Origin of the sequence: Arthrobacter jinronghuae, from assembly GCF_025244825.1 — a bacterium.
Taxonomy (GTDB): Bacteria; Actinomycetota; Actinomycetes; order Actinomycetales; family Micrococcaceae; genus Arthrobacter_B; species Arthrobacter_B jinronghuae.
Window position 1 is genome coordinate 1,285,103 of record NZ_CP104263.1, and the last position, 17,059, is coordinate 1,302,161.

13 protein-coding genes are annotated in these 17,059 nt (G+C 66.1%); 9 read left to right on the forward strand and 4 right to left on the reverse strand.

Annotated elements, in window-relative coordinates:
- Positions 1–182 precede the first annotated feature (182 nt).
- The 4 genes from N2K98_RS05975 to N2K98_RS05990 all read left to right on the forward strand — a co-directional run bounded on the left by N2K98_RS05975 (position 183) and on the right by N2K98_RS05990 (position 4,672).
- Positions 183–1,037 (forward strand): hypothetical protein, encoded by an 855-nt coding sequence (locus N2K98_RS05975; protein WP_255866450.1) that lies wholly within the window; start codon positions 183–185, stop codon positions 1,035–1,037.
- Between the two features lie 140 nt (positions 1,038–1,177).
- On the forward strand, positions 1,178–1,909 hold the full coding sequence (locus N2K98_RS05980) for a hypothetical protein (RefSeq protein WP_255866449.1): 732 nt from the start codon (positions 1,178–1,180) through the stop codon (positions 1,907–1,909).
- A gap of 160 nt (positions 1,910–2,069) precedes the next feature.
- Entirely contained in the window at positions 2,070–3,869 is a 1,800-nt protein-coding gene (locus tag N2K98_RS05985; RefSeq protein ID WP_255866469.1) for a proline--tRNA ligase, read from the forward strand.
- A gap of 5 nt (positions 3,870–3,874) precedes the next feature.
- The gene (locus N2K98_RS05990; protein WP_255866448.1) at positions 3,875–4,672 is read left to right on the forward strand and encodes a sulfite exporter TauE/SafE family protein; all 798 of its coding nucleotides are present in this window, start codon (positions 3,875–3,877) and stop codon (positions 4,670–4,672) included.
- On the opposite strand, the gene N2K98_RS05995 is transcribed toward N2K98_RS05990, so the two are convergent.
- Both N2K98_RS05995 and N2K98_RS06000 read right to left on the reverse strand, forming a co-directional pair.
- On the reverse strand, positions 4,669–5,655 hold the full coding sequence (locus N2K98_RS05995) for an aminoglycoside phosphotransferase family protein (RefSeq protein WP_255798983.1): 987 nt from the start codon (positions 5,653–5,655) through the stop codon (positions 4,669–4,671). The two genes, N2K98_RS05990 and N2K98_RS05995, sit on opposite strands and share 4 nt — an antisense overlap.
- Positions 5,656–5,733: 78 nt before the next feature.
- Positions 5,734–6,954, reverse strand: a complete 1,221-nt coding sequence (locus N2K98_RS06000; RefSeq protein ID WP_255866447.1) for a DUF4439 domain-containing protein — start codon at positions 6,952–6,954, stop codon at positions 5,734–5,736.
- 86 nt (positions 6,955–7,040) lie between these two features.
- On the opposite strand from N2K98_RS06000, the gene N2K98_RS06005 reads away from it, so the two are divergent.
- The 5 genes from N2K98_RS06005 (at position 7,041) to rbfA (ending at position 12,681) form a co-directional block, all read left to right on the forward strand.
- Positions 7,041–7,667 carry a ribosome maturation factor RimP gene (locus N2K98_RS06005; protein ID WP_370646495.1) on the forward strand — a complete coding sequence of 209 codons (627 nt, stop codon included), beginning with the start codon at positions 7,041–7,043 and terminating at the stop codon, positions 7,665–7,667.
- The gene (gene nusA / locus N2K98_RS06010) at positions 7,668–8,639 is read left to right on the forward strand and encodes a transcription termination factor NusA (RefSeq protein ID WP_255798985.1); all 972 of its coding nucleotides are present in this window, start codon (positions 7,668–7,670) and stop codon (positions 8,637–8,639) included.
- A gap of 48 nt (positions 8,640–8,687) precedes the next feature.
- On the forward strand, positions 8,688–9,083 hold the full coding sequence (locus N2K98_RS06015; protein ID WP_255799061.1) for a YlxR family protein: 396 nt from the start codon (positions 8,688–8,690) through the stop codon (positions 9,081–9,083).
- A gap of 132 nt (positions 9,084–9,215) precedes the next feature.
- Positions 9,216–12,134: a translation initiation factor IF-2 gene (infB, locus tag N2K98_RS06020; protein ID WP_255866446.1), complete on the forward strand. Its 2,919-nt coding sequence runs from the start codon at positions 9,216–9,218 to the stop codon at positions 12,132–12,134.
- 73 nt (positions 12,135–12,207) lie between these two features.
- The gene (rbfA, locus tag N2K98_RS06025) at positions 12,208–12,681 is read left to right on the forward strand and encodes a 30S ribosome-binding factor RbfA (protein WP_255798987.1); all 474 of its coding nucleotides are present in this window, start codon (positions 12,208–12,210) and stop codon (positions 12,679–12,681) included.
- Between the two features lie 70 nt (positions 12,682–12,751).
- On the opposite strand, the gene N2K98_RS06030 is transcribed toward rbfA, so the two are convergent.
- Both N2K98_RS06030 and N2K98_RS06035 read right to left on the reverse strand, forming a co-directional pair.
- The gene (locus N2K98_RS06030) at positions 12,752–15,691 is read right to left on the reverse strand and encodes a glycoside hydrolase family 3 protein (RefSeq protein ID WP_255866445.1); all 2,940 of its coding nucleotides are present in this window, start codon (positions 15,689–15,691) and stop codon (positions 12,752–12,754) included.
- 166 nt (positions 15,692–15,857) lie between these two features.
- The gene (locus N2K98_RS06035) at positions 15,858–17,012 is read right to left on the reverse strand and encodes a pyridoxal phosphate-dependent aminotransferase (RefSeq protein ID WP_255866444.1); all 1,155 of its coding nucleotides are present in this window, start codon (positions 17,010–17,012) and stop codon (positions 15,858–15,860) included.
- Between the last annotated feature and the right edge of the window lie 47 nt (positions 17,013–17,059).

The window sequence follows — 17,059 nt, forward strand, 5'->3', positions numbered from 1 at the left end:
CCGGGCCCCTGCGCCTGGCCGGCCCGTTCGATGCGGTGTTCCGGATGCCGTAGGCTCTGGGCACGCACTCAGGCACGGGGGAGCAGGTGCAATACGCCTGGCAGCATGTCTGCCACCCGTCCCGTTGCGAAGGCGCGGGCAGGGACCCTGTCCGCCGACGACGATGTTGGGGGATCAAGAAAATGGTTGCTTTCACCGCAAAGACCACGAGAGCCGCAGTCCGGAACACCGGATCCCGCTGGGCAGGAGCCGCAGGTGCCGGTCTGGCACTGGCCTTGGTCCTGACCGGCTGCGGAGGAGGCGATGAGCCTGCCGTCCGGGTCGACGGCTCGGCCGCCACCGCAAGCGAGAAGCCGTCACCGTCGCCTTCGAAACCCGCCAAGCCAGCCAAATCAGCGAAGGCGTCCCCGTCAGCCACCTCCCCTGCGTCCAAACGGGCCGACGGAAACGGTGCAGGAGCACTCAGCGGCGAGGAATTGGCCGCCGTCCTGAGCGAGCTGAACACGGACCTGGACATCGGCGGCACCGTGGTGGAAGAAGCACAGCTGAAGCAGTCCACTGCGCAGGGTATGGATGCACTGCAGGACGTCGAGTACACACCCTGCAACCCGACCGAGGGCACCGACCCCATGAAGGCTGTCAGCGAGGCAAGCATGGGTGCCTTGGCTATCGATGGCAACGCCCCGGGCATGCCGGACACGATCTCCGTCCTGAGCTGGGCCAGCGAAGCGCCCGTCGCGGAGGAAATCGAGGTAAGCAGGCGTCAGCTCGAATCCTGCCCGGAGTTCAGCCTGACCGCCAACGGGCAGACGGTTTCCTCGGTTACCGAAGCCGTGGACATGCCCGCGATCGGAGATGCATCACAGGCCTACGTCACCCGTCAGACCGCGAACGGCACCACTCAGACGTCAGTGGTACTGACAGCCTGGTCCGGCACAAACTCGGTCCAGATCACCCTCCACGAGGCCGACCCCCAGGAAAGCGTTCGTTACGTTACTCCGATCCTCGAAGAGGTATTGGACCGTGTCGAGGGCTAGCGCCGATTTAGGGTGAGCCGTGTCACGTGGTTAGGATTCTCAGTGGACTTCCTATCCGGAAGTCATGGCACCAATGTCGGCAGCAAAACAAAGAACTGCTGCCGGATTGCGGCCGGAGAAACATCCAAATTGGGGGAAAAGTGAAGAAAAGCATTAAGGCCGGCGCCCTGCTCGTGGCCGGCGTCTTTGTACTTTCGGGCTGCGGCAGCTCTGAGGGATCGTCGGATTCCGGATCGGCTGAGACCAAGTCGGCATCAGCGAAGCCCACGCCCACCACGCAGGCGGTCGGGGAGAAGCAATACACGGCGGATGAGCTGGAAAAGGCACTCGCTGCGGTCATGAAGGACAAGAATCTGGACGGCCCGCTCGGCAATGATGAGACGGTGCGCCCGGAAATGATGAACGCCGTTGATCCCCTGGAGGGCATCACCATAGCGCCGGCGTCCTGTGACGTGCTGGCCTCGACGAACATCAACAAGGTGCTGGACAACGCCTATATTGCAGTCCTGCTGCTCAACGAGACGGATTCACTGACAGTCGTCAGCCACTCCGACCCCGCTGTCCTGGAAAAGCAGGTCGAGGACAACGACTCGCTGCTGGGCGAATGCGCCCAGTACACCATGGAAGGTCCGGGAGGGCAGGCCACGGTGATCAATAAAGGCATCGAGGCTTCGACAGACGCGGATACCACCCAGGCCTTCCACTCGATCACATCCAACGGAACCGTCGAGGAAGGCATCACCCAGGTTGCAGGCGCCAGCGGCACCACGAATATCGCAGCCCGGTTCGTAAATTCTGCCGATCCCGAGGCTTCCGTAGCGGAGGCCGAGGAGCTCATCGACGCGGTGTACGCCGAGCTGGAAAAGCAGTAACCCCCGCCTCACCCGATACCGGCGGGGCCGGATCTGCACTGCAGGTCCGGCCCCGCCGCCGTCGTACGCCTGTCCGGCATCGACAGCCGGGCGCGTTAGATTAGTAGGGCATACATTCTTGAGAGATGCAGCCGACTGGCTGCAGAAACGGATTCCCAGCGTGGTCCTTCGACTTTCCACCCTTTTTCTGCGCACCCTGCGCGAAGACCCGGCCGACGCCGACGTCGCCAGCCACCGGCTCCTGGTCCGTGCCGGCTACATCCGCCGGGCCGCGCCGGGCATCTACTCCTGGCTGCCGCTGGGCCTGCGGGTGCTGGGCAAGGTCGAGAACATCATCCGTGAGGAAATGGCCGCCATCGGCGCCCAGGAAGTGCACTTCCCCGCGCTGCTGCCGCGCGAGCCGTACGAGACCTCCAACCGCTGGACGGAATACGGCGAGAACCTGTTCCGGCTGCAGGACCGCAAGGGCGCGGACTACCTGCTGGCACCGACCCACGAGGAGATGTTCACCCTCCTGGTCAAGGACCTCTACAACTCCTACAAGGACCTCCCGGTGTCCCTGTTCCAGATCCAGACCAAGTACCGCGACGAGGCACGGCCGCGCGCCGGTCTGCTCCGCGGCCGCGAGTTCATCATGAAGGACTCCTACTCCTTCGACATGGATGACGAGGGTCTGGACGCCAGCTACCAGGCGCACCGCGAGGCCTACCTGCGGATCTTCGAGCGCCTGGGCTTGGAAATCGTCGTCGTCTCGGCTGTCTCCGGCGCCATGGGCGGGTCCAAGAGCGAGGAGTTCCTGCACCCGATGGCCGTGGGTGAAGACACCTATGTGCGCTCGGCCGGCGGCTACGCTGCCAACGTCGAAGCCGTCACCACCGTGGTTCCCGCGGACATCGACTACACCGGCGCGCCGGAAGCCCGCGTGGTGGACACTCCGGACACCCCCACCATTGAAACCCTCGTGAACGACGTCAACGCCCGCTTCCCGAGGGAAGCAGGCGAATGGACTGCTGCAGACACCCTGAAGAACGTGGTCCTGGCCGTCACCCTGCCCACCGGTGAACGCCGCATCGTAGTTGTCGGCGTTCCGGGCGACCGCGCCGTCGACCTCAAGCGCATTGAAGCCAACATCAGCTCCCACGTGGGAATGGGCGGCGAACTGGCCGTCGACGCCGCCACGGACGAAGACCTCAAAAAGCACCCCGGCCTGGTCAAGGGCTACATCGGTCCGGGAATCAGCACGGCCGAGCCGGTGCTGGGCACTGAATCCGCCACCGGCCTGCTGTACCTCGTGGATCCCCGCGTGGTCACCGGCACCAGCTGGATCACCGGCGCCAACGAGTCCGGCAAGCACGTCATCGGCCTGGTCGCCGGCCGCGATTTCACCTGGGACGGCACCATTGAGGCCGTTGAGGTGCGCGAAGGCGACGAGGCTCCGGACGGCTCGGGCCCGCTCGAAGCGGCCCGCGGCATCGAAATGGGCCACATCTTCCAGCTCGGCCGCAAGTATGCGGACGCCCTGGGCCTGAAGGTCCTGGACCGCAACGGCAAGCTCGCCACCGTGACCATGGGTTCCTACGGCGTCGGCGTCACCCGTGCGGTGGCCGCCCTCGCCGAATCACACCACGACGACAAGGGGATCATCTGGCCCCGCGCCGTGGCCCCGGCCGACGTCCACGTGGTTGCCACCGGCCGCGGCACCGAGATTTTCGACGCCGCCGCCCAGCTCTCCGAAGAGCTCGAGGCTGCGGGACTGGAAGTTATCTATGACGACCGCCCCAAGGTGTCCCCGGGTGTGAAGTTCGGCGACGCCGAACTGATCGGCGTCCCGACCATCCTGGTGGTTGGCCGCGGGCTGGCGGACGGCGTCGTGGAAATCAAGGACCGTGCCACGGGCAACGCCGAGAACGTGCCTGTTGCCGAAGCGGTGGAGTACGTGCGCCGCGCAGCCGGGCTCTAACCTCAGTGGTCTCCGGTCTCGAGGAGGTCACGCTTGCCACCATTGCGCTTGTGGTGGTGGCAGGCCTGGCCGCCGGCTGGGTGGATGCAGTGGTGGGCGGCGGCGGGCTGATCCAGCTTCCGGCGCTCCTCCTCGTACCGGGGATCAGCCCGGTCCAGGCCTTGGCGACCAACAAGTTGGGCTCCATTTTCGGCACCACCACCAGTGCCGTGACCTATTACCGGCGCGCCCATCCGGACCTTCGGACGGCGCTGCCGATGGCGGGCATCGCCTTGGCCGGGAGCTTCGGCGGGGCCATCCTGGCGGCCTCGCTTCCGTCGTCGGTCTTCAAGCCCATCATCGTGGTGGCCCTTGTTGCGGTGGCCGTGTTCACCGCCACCAAGCCCACCGTGGGCGAGTTGACGAAGCTGCGCCACACCGGCCGCCGGCACTACGGCACCGCGGCCGGCATCGGACTGGTGGTCGGCTTCTACGACGGGCTGATCGGCCCGGGGACCGGCTCATTCCTGATCATTGCCATGGTCGCCCTGCTCGGGTACAACTTCCTCGCCGCCAGCGCCAAGGCCAAGATCGTGAACATGGCCACCAACCTCGGAGCGCTGGCGTTTTTCCTGCCGAACGGATCGGTGTTGTGGGGGCTGGGACTGGTGCTCGGCTTCGCCAACATGATCGGCGGCTATCTCGGTGCGCGGATGGCGGTAAAGCAGGGCAGCAAGTTCGTCCGGATAGTTTTCCTGGTGGTCGTTGCCGCCCTGATCGTCAACCTTGGCCACGACGTCTGGGTGGAGAACATCCGCGGCTAGGCCGCGGGCAGCTCCTGCACCGGCGGAATGCCCGGATGCCGCCGGCCGGTCAGTGCCGATGCCACCCACACGGATCGCTGCGCGTCGCCGTGCTGCCCGTCTCGCACGTAGTCGAGCGCGTTGGTCACCTCACGCAGGACGCTCCAGTCCAGGGCCGCATTCCGGTCCAGGCCGGCAGCGGTGCACAGCCCGTCCAGCCGTGCCAGCAGTGCGTCCTCCGGCGCCGAGGCAGCCAGGTCATGCAGGCGGTTCCACAGCATCGGAGCCACGGCGTACTCGGCCTCTCCGAACACCGCCTGCGGGTCGATGGCCGCGTAGTCCTCGGGTTGTCCGGGGCGGGCCAGGATGTTGGCATAGTGCAGGTCAGCGTGCACCAGGACGTCCCGGCCGGACCGCCGTCCCACCGCGCCGCGGGTCTGGCAGACCTCCAGCGCGGCCTCCAGCAGCCAGCGTTCAAACGGACGCCCCAGGGCGTCCCACTCGGCGGGCAGCTCGTCGGAAAGCTGCTCGGCGTGCTCGGCGAGGGAAGGCACGGCCGCCCAGTGGGGTGAATCGGATTCCGGCAGGCTCAGCCGGCGTACCAGGGAACCCCAGATCCGTACGGCAGCGTCCATGTCCACGGACAGCAGCGTGCGGTCGGGGTCCAGGCGTTCCAGGACCAGGCAGGTCCCGGCCGCGTCCCGGTCCAGCAGCCGTACGGCCCCTTTGCCGTCCCACAGGGCCAGGGCAGCAGTCTCGGTGGCTGCCTCCGGATGGGGAAACGGGAACTTCAGCACGGCGGGGCTGCCATCGGCAGAACGCACGGGAAGCACCAGCGCTCCGTGCCCGTGCCAGGGTGCGGCACCGGGTGGATCCGGAGTGAACCGGAAAGCAGCAAGGCTGGTCTCCACCAGTTCGGGCAGGCCCGCCAGCCAGGTACGGCCGTCCCTGCTGCCAAGGTAGCGTCGGCGCAGGGCCTCAGGTACGACGACGGCGGGTGCCATGCAGTTCTCCTAGGCGGTTGCGGCTACGGTTGCGGCGGGGACGGCGGCCGCCGGAACGGGGGACTGTGCGCCGGGCAATCAGTTCCACGGCAGATCCTCCGGGACGGCGTCCAGACCGGGAGCAGCGGGGACCATTTCCGCCTGCAGATACAGTTCCTCTGAGACGGCGGCGAGCCGGCCGATCGCCCAGCCGCGGAGGTCTCCTTCGCTCAACGCCACGAGGTCAGCGTAGACCGCCGGGAACTGCTGTTCCAGTGCGGGCAGGGCATCGGCCGGATTCCGCAGGAAACCCGGATCCAGGCGGTAGGCGGCCACCGGAGCAACCGCCGGCAGGCACAAATCGGGCAGGTAGGCCACAGCGTCCGTGCCGCGGGACTCGTGCGCGGCCATGCGCGTCTGCCACTGCTCACTGCGGGTGGCTGCGGAGGGGTCCTGAGCCAAAGCGACCTCATAGGCGTAGGCGGCCCCGAATTCCGCGTCAACGGCAGCCTTCAGGGCAGCGGCTGCACTGGGGGCCGCGGAACCGGCTGCCGCGCTGCCGGAGGGAGTTCCCGCCGCCGAGTCCGCGGTCACTTCTCCGGTGCCGGCATCCGGACAGTTGGACAACCCCTTATCCGTTGCCGGCACGCCGGTCGCTTCGCTTTCGGCAGCCGGATCTCCGGGGTGCGCGCTGTCAGTCTCCGGCAGGTCCAGTCCGTAAAGGCCGGCGGTGCGGGCGGCCCAGACCTGCTGCGCGGCCCCGGTCGCAGCCAGCAGGCGTGCCGTGCCGGCGTCCGCCCGCCATGCGGACTGCAGATTGGCCTGTGCCGACGCCGCCAGTGCCTGCACATAGGGTTCGAGGTCCTTGGCATCCGGCACTTCGGGGGCTCCGGCGGACCGTGCCCCGTCCTTTCCGGCAGTGCCGGAAACATCCAGCGGTTCCTCGAAGCCGTTCCGGGCCGCGGCCGGTTCCCGCCCGGTGCCGGTCAGCAGGGCAGCCTGATCGCGCAGTCCCTCGGCCTGGGCGAGGAGCTCGGCTGCTCCGGGGTTCTTTCCTGCAGCGGCCAGCACGCCCGCCTCGGCGGAAAGGCTCCGCGCACTGTTCCGTGCCTCGGTCAGGGCAATCTCCGAAAAGGAACGGGCGCGCTCAGGTGCGTCCCCGGTGCCGGCCACCAGGCCGAAGCTGAGCACCACGGCTCCCAGTGCGAGGAACAACACAAGACGCCGCGCGCCGGCACCCAAACGGCGGAACCGGCGGGCAGGCTCGGGCTCGGGTCCGGGGTTTTCCAAGGGCGCATCCACAACAGTCGATGATGTCACGAACGCGCTCTCATCTGCATCGATGCCTCAAGGGCACAGGAATGTCGGTAGTCTAGGACTACAACAACATCTAGTGGGAGGCAGCTATGGCGGTTCGGCCCAACCCCAAAAAAGACACGTCGTCGGATTACCGCAGGAATGCGATGCGTGCAGAAGTAGCCGCGGAGACGCAGCGGCTCAAGAATTACCTGGCCCCCACGGTAGAGATGCAGGATCTGTTCCTCGAGGACATCGAGATCAAACTGGCCGGTGCCCACCGCACTGTCCACGTCATCGTGGACCTTCCCGAGGACCAGCCCGGAGGCGTCAGCCTCGACAGGATTTCGTCCGCAGCTCAAGTAATTTCCGAAGCCATGGACAACGATCCGGGCGATGACGGACGTCCCTACAACCTCGAGGTTTCATCCCCGGGGGTTTCCCGTCCCCTCACCGAGCCGCGCCACTGGCGCCGCAACGTAGGCCGGATGGTGTCCGTTTCCGTTGAGCGCGGGGACGACGTGATGGGACGGCTCATCTCCGTCGAAGACGACGGCATTACGTTGATACCGGAACTCCCGGTTAAGAAAGGGATGAAGGCCAAACAGGGGGACCCGGTCCGCCTGGCATTCGCCGACATCCGCAAGGGGCGCGTTGAAGTTGAATTCGCCCACCTTGAAGACGACCCGGCAGGCGAGGACGCCCCGGATGATGAAACCACAGCTGAGGAGGCCTAGATGGAAATAGATATGAGTGCGCTGAGGCTGCTGGAACGCGAACGGGAGATCCCCCTGGATCTGCTGGTGCCGACCATTGAGCAGGCTCTGCTGGTTGCCTACCACAAGACCAACGGTGCGCAGGAGCAGGCGCGGGCGGAACTGGACCGGAAGACCGGTCACGTAACGATCTGGGCCGCTGAGCTCGACGACGACGGAACCGCGGTGGGGGAGTTCGACGACACCCCCGCCGGCTTCGGCCGGATCGCCGCCAGCACCGCCCGGCAGATCATCCTGCAGCGGCTGCGCGACGTCGAGGATGACAACATCCTGGGCGAGTTCAAGGGCCGTGAAGGGGAACTGGTCTCCGGCCAGATCCAGCAGGGCAACAACCCGCACATGATCCAGGTGAACCTGGGTTCGGTGGAGGCGCTGCTGCCCCCGCCCGAGCAGGTTCCGGGGGAGAAGTACCTCCACGGTTCCCGCCTGCGCGCTTTCGTTGTGGATGTGCGCCGCGGATTCAAGGGTCCGTCCATCACGCTCTCCCGCTCTCACCCCGGCCTGGTCCGCAAGCTTTTCGAACTGGAAGTTCCGGAAATTGCCGACGGAAGCGTCGAAATCGTGGCACTGGCCCGGGAAGCCGGACACCGTTCCAAGATTGCCGTCAAGGCCAATGTTCCCGGCATCAATGCCAAGGGTGCCTGCATCGGCGAGATGGGTTCCCGCGTACGTGCGGTCATGAACGAACTGCATGACGAGAAGATCGACATTGTCGACTTCAGCGAGGACCCGGCGACGTTCATCGCCAACTCCCTCTCGCCGTCGCGCGTTAACTCCGTGACCATTACGGACGAAGACATGCGCTCTGCACGCGTGGTGGTCCCCGACTACCAGCTGTCCCTGGCGATCGGCAAGGAAGGCCAGAATGCCCGCCTCGCGGCCAAGCTGACCGGCTGGCGGATCGATATCGTTTCCGACGCGAAGGCCTCCTAGGCTCCGGTGCCGGAAGCGGATGCAGCGCCGGACAAGAAAGGCGCTAGAATGTATAAGGCCGGGTCACCCTCCGCGTCCCAATCATCGGCAGCCGCTTCCGGCGCTGCCGCGGGAAATCGGGTATCCAGGCACGTCCCCTTGCGGACGTGCATAGGGTGCAGGAAAAAGGATGACCAAGCTGTTCTGCTGCGGTTGGTCCGTGTCAGCATGGAAGGCGGCAACGCCGTCCGTGTCGATGAGGACCACCGAATGCCTGGAAGGGGTGCCTGGTTGCACCCCGACACGGCATGCCTGAGATTGGCAGTGAAACGTTCAGGCTTTCCGCGGGCCTTTAGGGGCTCCGTGGGAATATCGGACGTTGAACGTTGGTTCAAGGCCCTTGAGGACGTTCCGACCGGGAACGGACTCAAAACCGTCCAACCTGAAAGCGGGTCAGAAATCTGATGGAAACCCGATGAGTACCCAGCGATGAGTACTTTGTTGTGCTCTGTGATGGGCCCCGCTGCAACTGCAGTGGAAGCCCGCAGTAAATAGACGGTTCGTACCTGGCTCGGTGCGGACCGAGACAGGAGAAATGTGGCCAAGGTCCGCGTACACGAGCTTGCTAAAGAGCTCGGCATTACCTCGAAGGATGCAGTTGCAAAACTGCAGGAACTGGGCGAATTCGTCCGTTCCGCCTCATCAACTATTGAGGCCCCGGTAGTCAAGAAACTTCGAGGCGCCTTCCCGGCGTCTGAAAACAAGGCTGCTGCTTCCCCGGCAGCCCCCGCCAAGGCTGACGCCTCTGCGTCCAAGCCTTCGGCCCCGTCCCCCAAGCCCGGCTCCGCGAAGCCTGCCCCGGCAGCTCCCGCAGCAGAGCAGCCCGCCGCTCCGGCACCGGCAGCTCCCGCTGAGGCCGCTCCGGCACCGGCAGCCCCGGCTGCATCAGCTGCACCCGCAGCTGATGCACCCGCCGCAGCACCGGCTCCGGCCGCGGAACCTGCTGCACCCGAAACCGGTAAGGACGACGCCGCCAAGGCGCCCGCCTCTTCGGCTCCCCGTCCCGGCGCACCGCGTCCGGGCGCTGGCGGACCCCGCCCCGGTAACAACCCGTTTGCACCTTCCCAGGGCATGCCGCGTCCGCGTGGCCGCGGCGACGGCGAACGGGGTGCCGGCGCACCGCGTCCGGGCAACAACCCCTTCGCTACCTCGCAGGGTATGCCGCGTCCGGGTGGACGCCGCGATGAGGCCGAACGCTCCGGTACGCCGGGTGCCGCAGGCCCCCGTCCCGCAGCCGGTGCAGGTGGACCCCGTCCCGGCGCACCGCGTCCGGGTGCACCGCGTCCCGGTGCTCCCCGTCCCGGCGCACCGCGTCCGGGTACTCCCCGTCCGGCAGGAGCAGGCGCCGGCGGCGCACGCCCCACACCGGGAATGATGCCTAACCGCACCGAGCGTCCGGCAGCTCCGGGACGTCCGGGTGCAGCAGGACCGCGCCGCGGACCGGGCGGAGCCCCGGGTACCGGCGGCGGCGGCGCACCTGTCGGCGGCGGCTTCGGTAAGGGCGGCCGCGGACGCGGCGGCACTGCCGGTGCTTTCGGCAAGGGCGGCGCAGGACGCGGCAAGCAGCGCAAGTCGAAGCGGGCGAAGCGGCAGGAACTGGAGCAGATGTCAGCTCCGTCGCTGGGCGGCGTTTCGGTACCCCGCGGCGACGGCAACACTGTTGTCCGGCTGCGCCGCGGCGCGTCCATCACGGACTTCGCTGACAAGATCGAGGCAAACCCGGCAGCACTGGTGACCGTACTGTTCCACCTTGGTGAAATGGCAACGGCCACGCAGTCCCTGGACGAAGAGACGTTCGGCGTCCTGGGCAGCGAGCTGGGCTACAAGATCCAGGTTGTCTCGCCCGAAGACGAAGAGCGCGAGCTGCTGAGCACGTTCGACATCGACTTCGAGGCAGAACTCGAAGCCGAAGGCGACGAAGAGCTTGAGGCACGTCCTCCGGTAGTCACCATCATGGGTCACGTTGACCACGGTAAGACCCGCCTGCTGGACGCCATCCGCAACTCGAACGTTGTGGAAGGCGAACACGGCGGCATCACGCAGCACATCGGTGCCTACCAGATTCAGTTTGACCATGAAGGCGCAACGCGTCCCATCACCTTCATCGATACTCCGGGCCACGAGGCGTTCACCGCCATGCGTGCCCGTGGTGCCAAGGTCACCGACATTGCCGTCCTGGTTGTCGCAGCCGACGACGGCGTTATGCCGCAGACGGTTGAAGCACTCAACCACGCGCAGGCTGCCGATGTGCCGATCGTGGTCGCAGTGAACAAGATCGATAAGGAAGGCGCCAACCCGGAGAAGGTCCGCGGCCAGCTGACCGAATACGGACTGGTTCCCGAAGAATACGGTGGCGACACCATGTTCGTGGAGGTCTCTGCCCGCCAGAACCTCAACATCGACGCCCTGCTCGAGGCCGTTCTGCTTACCGCAGATGCTGCCCTGGACATGCGCGCCAACCCGAACAAGGACGCCCGCGGTATCGCGATCGAAGCCAACCTGGACAAGGGCCGCGGTGCAGTAGCAACTGTCCTGGTCCAGTCCGGAACGCTGAAGGTCGGCGACACCATCGTGGCGGGTACGGCCCACGGCCGTGTCCGTGCCATGTTCGACGAGAACGGCGACAACGTCACCGAAGCCGGACCCTCGCGTCCGGTCCAGGTGCTCGGCCTGTCCAACGTTCCCCGCGCCGGCGACACGTTCTTCGTTACCGACGACGAGCGCACCGCCCGCCAGATCGCTGAAAAGCGTGAGGCTGCGGACCGCAACGCCGCCCTGGCCAAGCGCCGCAAGCGCATTAGCCTCGAGGACTTCGACCAGGCCGTTGCTGACGGCAAGGTCGACACCCTTAACCTCATCCTCAAGGGTGACGTTTCCGGTGCCGTCGAAGCCCTGGAAGACTCGCTGCTCAAGATCGACGTCGGCGAAGGCGTGCAGTTGCGCGTCATCCACCGCGGCGTCGGTGCCATCACGCAGAACGACGTCAACCTGGCGACGGTGGACAACGCCGTCATCATCGGCTTCAACGTCAAGCCGGCCGAGCGCGTTGCCGACCTGGCAGAGCGTGAAGGCGTGGACATGCGCTTCTACTCCGTCATCTACGCAGCAATCGATGACATTGAGCTCGCACTCAAGGGCATGCTCAAGCCCGAGTACGAGGAAGTCCAGCTCGGCACCGCCGAGGTCCGCGAAGTCTTCCGTTCCTCCAAGTTCGGAAACATTGCCGGCTCGATCGTCCGCTCCGGTGTTATCCGGCGCAACGCCAAGGCCCGGGTCACCCGCGACGGCAAGATCATCGGTGAGAACCTCACCGTGGACTCGCTCAAGCGGTTCAAGGACGACGCCACCGAGGTCCGGACGGACTTCGAATGTGGTATCGGCCTGGGCTCGTTCAACGACCTGCGCGAAGGCGACATCATCGAGACCTTCGAGATGCGCGAGAAGCCGCGCGTCTAATCCGTGGCCGCAGGCCGCCGGGTCTCCCGGCGGCCTGCGGGTACTTGTTTTCCAGTCTTAGTAAGGAGAGGTAATGGCAGATCCAGCACGCGCTGCGAAACTCGCTGACCGTATCAAGGTAGTAGTTGCCCAGGCGCTCGAGCGGCGGATCAAGGATCCCCGGCTGGGATTCGTGACCATCACCGATGCACGGGTCACCAATGATCTGCAGCACGCCACTTTGTACTACACGGTCTTCGGCGACGAAGAACAGCAGGCAGACACCAAGGCAGCCCTGGAATCCGCACGCGGAATCCTGCGCGCCGAGGTGGGCAAGAACATCACTGTCCGGCTGACGCCGACGCTCGAATTCGTTGCCGACGAGATCCCGGTCAACGCCGGCCACCTCGAGGAACTGATCCGGGCCGCCAAGAAGCGCGACGCCGAACTGGCCGCGCTCAAGGAAGGCGCCAGCTACGCAGGCGACGCCGATCCGTACCGCAAGGACGAAGAGGACTTCGACGAAGACCTCGAATCCGATGCTCCGGTCGACTCGGACGCGAAGTAGGTCCTAGACCCCGAAAAGGGAGCGGTTCCGTTTTACGGAGCCGCTCCCTTTTGGTTTAAGCCGGCCGGGTTCAGCCGAGCGGCCGGATCCGCACCTCCGTGGTCAGCGGGGTGTCCTCGACGGAGGAACCTACATAGACCGGCACAGTGCCTGCCGGAGTAACCCACTGGTCCGTGGCGATATCCCAGTAGGAGAAGGACTGGATATCCAGGGGAAGCCGGACTCGCCGGCTCTGTCCCGGGTCCAGCGTGACTTTCTCCCAGCCCGCCAGCGAACGTTCGGCGGTCGCCACCGGGGCGGGCAGCGGGCCGGCATAGGCCTGCACTACTTCACTGCCGGTTCGGTCGCCCGTGTTGGTCAGCCGCACCGACACCTCCAGCGGCCTGCCCTTGCATCGGTCCTTCCCGTGCCCGTGCCCCTGGGCGGCATCGCCGGAGAGCTGCGGCTCCGGTGCAGTGCCGGTATCCGAGCTGCCGGTATCCGAGCTGCCGGTTGCAGAGGCGTCGCAGGTGACCCTGAGATCGGAGTAGTCGAACTCCGTGTAGCTCAGTCCAAAGCCGAAGGGGTATGCCGACGGCAGGCCGAACTGCCGGTAGCCGCGGTAGCCCTCGAAGATTCCTTCGGTGAACTGCGCGTTGACGCCGTCGATACCGGGGAACTGGGCGGGCGAGGCGGTCGGAGTCAGATCAGCGCTGACGGGCATGGTGATCGGCAGGCGGCCGGACGGATTGGTGTCGCCGAAGAGCAGGCCGGCGATGGCCGTACCCTGGTTCTGGCCCGGGTACCAGGCCTGGACGAGGCCGTCCACGGCATCCTGCCAGTCGACCACCTCCACCGCCGCGCCCGTGGTCATCACCACGACCGTGTTGGGATTTGCGGCCCCCACCGCGCGGATCAGCTCCGCCTGCCGGTTCGGCAGTGCCAGGTCAGGCAGGTCCGCGCCTTCACTGGAGAAATCCCGGACCATCACGACGGCGGCATCCGCTTCAGCAGCTGCAGCGGCCGCGTTCACAGCCTGGGGGAGGGGTGTGCCTTCCGGCGGCACCCAGCCGAGCTTGATCTGGGCGGCTGACTGGTTCCATTCGGAACCCGTGTCGTACACGTACGAAAGTTCCACCGAGTGGCTGGAGCCTGCGGTGAAGTCCAGCGGCACTGAAATGGTCTGGTTGGAAGCTTCCGTAGAGGGCGTGAAGAACCCGGTTTCGTTCACCACCTGGTTGCCGTCGACGGTGAGGGTGGTCCGCCCGTTGGTTACCACCTGCAGTTCGTAGGTGCCGGTGACCGGGGCAGTGAGCGTGCCTGTCCAGCGGGCGGACATGTTGGTGTTTAGCGCCTGCGGCTGGGCCGGGAAATTGGGTGAGGAAGCGCCCAGCCCGGTGAAGGTCAGGAAGCCCGCGTTCAACCCGGCATAAGGGTCCACCCGGTCGAGGTAGGGGGTGCCGGAGAAATCCTGGTTCAGGAAGTACTGGGCGCTCAGCCCGGTTCCCGGCGTTCCGTCCACGGGAGTAAGGAACGACGACGGAATCGGCTGGGCGCCGGGCAGTGCGGCCACGGAGGTCACCGGATCCGTGCCGGGTACAAAGGCCACCTCCGTGCCGGTGCCTGCCAGCCGGTTCCGGATCCCTTGCAACGCCGAAGTCTCCTCCGCGGGGTTTGCGATGTACGCGCTCCCGCCTCCTTGGACAACGACGTCGGCATCCGTACCGATGACCGCAATTGAATCCAGCTCGTCTGCGTTGAACGGCAACAGCTCGTCGTCGTTCTTCAGCAGGACCATGCCCTCTTCGGCGAGCTCGGCGGACTCCGCGTTATGGGCGTCGAAGGCGATCGGCAGGCCCTCGTAGCTGCGGTCGAAGAGCCCCAGGGCGAACATGGGACGGAGGATGCGCCGGACGGCGTCGTTGATCCGCTCGATCGGAACGTCCCCGGCGTTGACGGCGTCGATCAGGGGTTGGCAGAACAGGCACGTGCCGGCCTCGCCCGCCACCGGGGTGAAGTTGCCCGGCTGCAGCTGGTCCAGCCCGTTGTTGATGCCCAGGGTGGTGGTCCGGGCGCCGTAATCGGTCAGCACCCAGCCCTCAAACTCCAGCTGGGTCTTGAGAATTTCGTTCAGCAGGTACCCGCTGTCGCAGGACTGTTCCCCGTTGACCTGGTTGAAGCCGCACATCACCGACCCCGGATGGGACCCTTCAATCGCGATGGCAAAGGGACGGGTGTAAATCTCCTGCAGCGTCCGTTCGTCCATCACGTTGTTCAGGCCCTGCAGGCGGTTGGTTTCCTGGGTGTACGCCGCTACATTCTGCTGGTTTGAAATCACCCCGCCGTAGTCCTGCGTGGTCTCGGAATAGGCGGAGCCCATAATTCCCTGCAGCAGCGGATCCTCACCGAAGGACTCAAAGTTCCGACCGTTCTGCGGCACCCGGGCAATGTTCATTGAGGGTGCCAACAGCACGTTCAGTCCGTTCCGGAAAGCTTCGTCAGTGGCCACCTGGGAATGGCGCTCCGAAACGTTCCGGTCCCAGGAGGCAGCCACGCTGATGGCGGAGGGCAGCAGCGTGGATAGCCCGTTGTTGTTGATGTTGTTGGCCTGGCGAACGCCGTTTCGGCCGTCGGTCATGGTGAGGGCCGGAATCCCCAAGCGCTCGATCGGTGCGTTGTAAAAGCCGTAGTTGCTGTTTAGCTCGCCGTGGAGCATGTCCACTTTTTCCTCCAGCGACATCTGTGGCAGGAGTGCATTGGCCCGTTCGGTGGCGGACCGGTCCTCGTCCCACCAGGAACGTTCGCTGGACCTGCCCGACTGTCCGTCGGCGGCACCGGCAATCCCGGAGGGGCTAACCAGCGCGGCGGCACAGACCGCGGCGGTGAGGATTCTGCGTATGGATGCCCGCGGTCGTGCGCCGGGCGGCGGGACGTCGGACACGGGTGCCCGGAGGCGGGAGCCGGCGCCGGGGGAGCCCCGCCGCAGGAGGGCGGTCAGGGCAGGGACAACTAAAGCGGGTGACTTTTTCACGACGTTCTCCTCGGCAGGATGCGTTGCAGTGAAAGACTGCTCCAGCACGCACCCGCCCCGCGGTTCCCCCGCTGAAGGGCTCACAGCCTAGGCCCCGGGAATACCGCCGTAAACCGAGACGGCGGGTATTGGCTGCGGGGCCGCCCAGACGCGGGCCAAAGGCGGCCTAGGCCGCTCCCGGGCCCGGCAGCCGGCTGACGCCTTCCAGCAGCTCATCGCGGTCGCCGCACAGCGCAATCCGGATCCAGCCCTCTCCAATGGAGCCGAAAGCGGTGCCCGGGGCCACCGCCACCGACTCCTCTTCCAGGAAGCGCAGGGTCCAGTCCCGGACGTTTCCGCCGGTTGCGGCGGACAGATCGGCCCAGAGGTAGAAGGCCCCCTGTGCCTCGAGATAGGGAATGCCCTTTTCGGCAAGGACGGCGCAGGCAGCATCCCGGTTGGCCCGGTAATGCGCGGACGCCATGTCCACGTAATCCTGCGGTCCGGTGAGTGCGGCCAGGGCAGCATACTGCGACGGGGAGGCCACGCAGGACACGATGGATTCCATGACCGTGCTCAGCACCGGTTCCAGCCCTTCCGGCAGCACCAGTGCGCCGATGCGCAGCCCGGTCAGGCCGTAGGTCTTGGACAGGGTGAGGGAAGTGATCACGCGTTCCCCGGCGTCGCCGTCGAACGCCAGGGGGCTCACATGCGGTACATCGAACGTGAAGGCCTCGTAGCACTCGTCCGAAAGAATCCACAGGTCGTGCCGCCGTGCCAGCTCCACCAGGGAACGGGTCAGTTCGCCGCTGAACACGGCACCCAGGGGATTGGACGGGGAGTTCAGCAGCAGCACCCGGGTGCGCGGCGTCAGCAGGGCTTCGATGTCTTCGATCCTCGGCTGGAACCCGTGCTCGGGATACAGCGGGTACTCCACCGGCACCGCGTGCAGGAGTTCGGCGGTCATCGCGAACGTCGGATATCCGGGGTTCGGCACCAGGACTTCGTCTCCGGCGTCCAGGAGCAGGCTCATGGCCAGATGCAGTCCCTGCTGCGCCCCCGACGTAACGAAAACCCGCTCCGGGCTGATCTCCTTCCCGCAGGCGGCACCCGCGTGCCGGGCGAAGGCCGAGCGCAGGGGAGCGATGCCCGCGTTCGGGGTGTAACCGGTTTCGTCCCGGTCAAGCGTGGCCCGGGCGGCGTCGAGGATATGCCCGGGGGTGGGGAAACCGGGCTCGCCGATACTCAGGACAATCGCGTCCGGCTTGGCCCAGGCGGCCTGGGTGATTTCACGGATCTGGTTGGGCGGGACTTTCCGGACGTGCGGTGAGAGCTGTGCCATATCCGAATGCTATCGCCGCCCGCGGGCGGCAGCGGTGCGGAACGGAC

Bases quoted from the DNA above. Each gene is read 5' to 3' on its own strand.
- N2K98_RS05975 (WP_255866450.1), top strand. From the start codon at position 183: ATGGTTGCTTTCACCGCAAAGACCACGAGAGCCGCAGTCCGGAACACC.
- N2K98_RS05995 (WP_255798983.1), bottom strand. From the start codon at position 5,655: ATGGCACCCGCCGTCGTCGTACCTGAGGCCCTGCGCCGACGCTACCTT.
- N2K98_RS06005 (WP_370646495.1), top strand. From the start codon at position 7,041: ATGGCGGTTCGGCCCAACCCCAAAAAAGACACGTCGTCGGATTACCGC.
- nusA (WP_255798985.1), top strand. From the start codon at position 7,668: ATGGAAATAGATATGAGTGCGCTGAGGCTGCTGGAACGCGAACGGGAG.
- N2K98_RS06015 (WP_255799061.1), top strand. From the start codon at position 8,688: ATGTATAAGGCCGGGTCACCCTCCGCGTCCCAATCATCGGCAGCCGCT.
- rbfA (WP_255798987.1), top strand. From the start codon at position 12,208: ATGGCAGATCCAGCACGCGCTGCGAAACTCGCTGACCGTATCAAGGTA.
- N2K98_RS06035 (WP_255866444.1), bottom strand. From the start codon at position 17,012: ATGGCACAGCTCTCACCGCACGTCCGGAAAGTCCCGCCCAACCAGATC.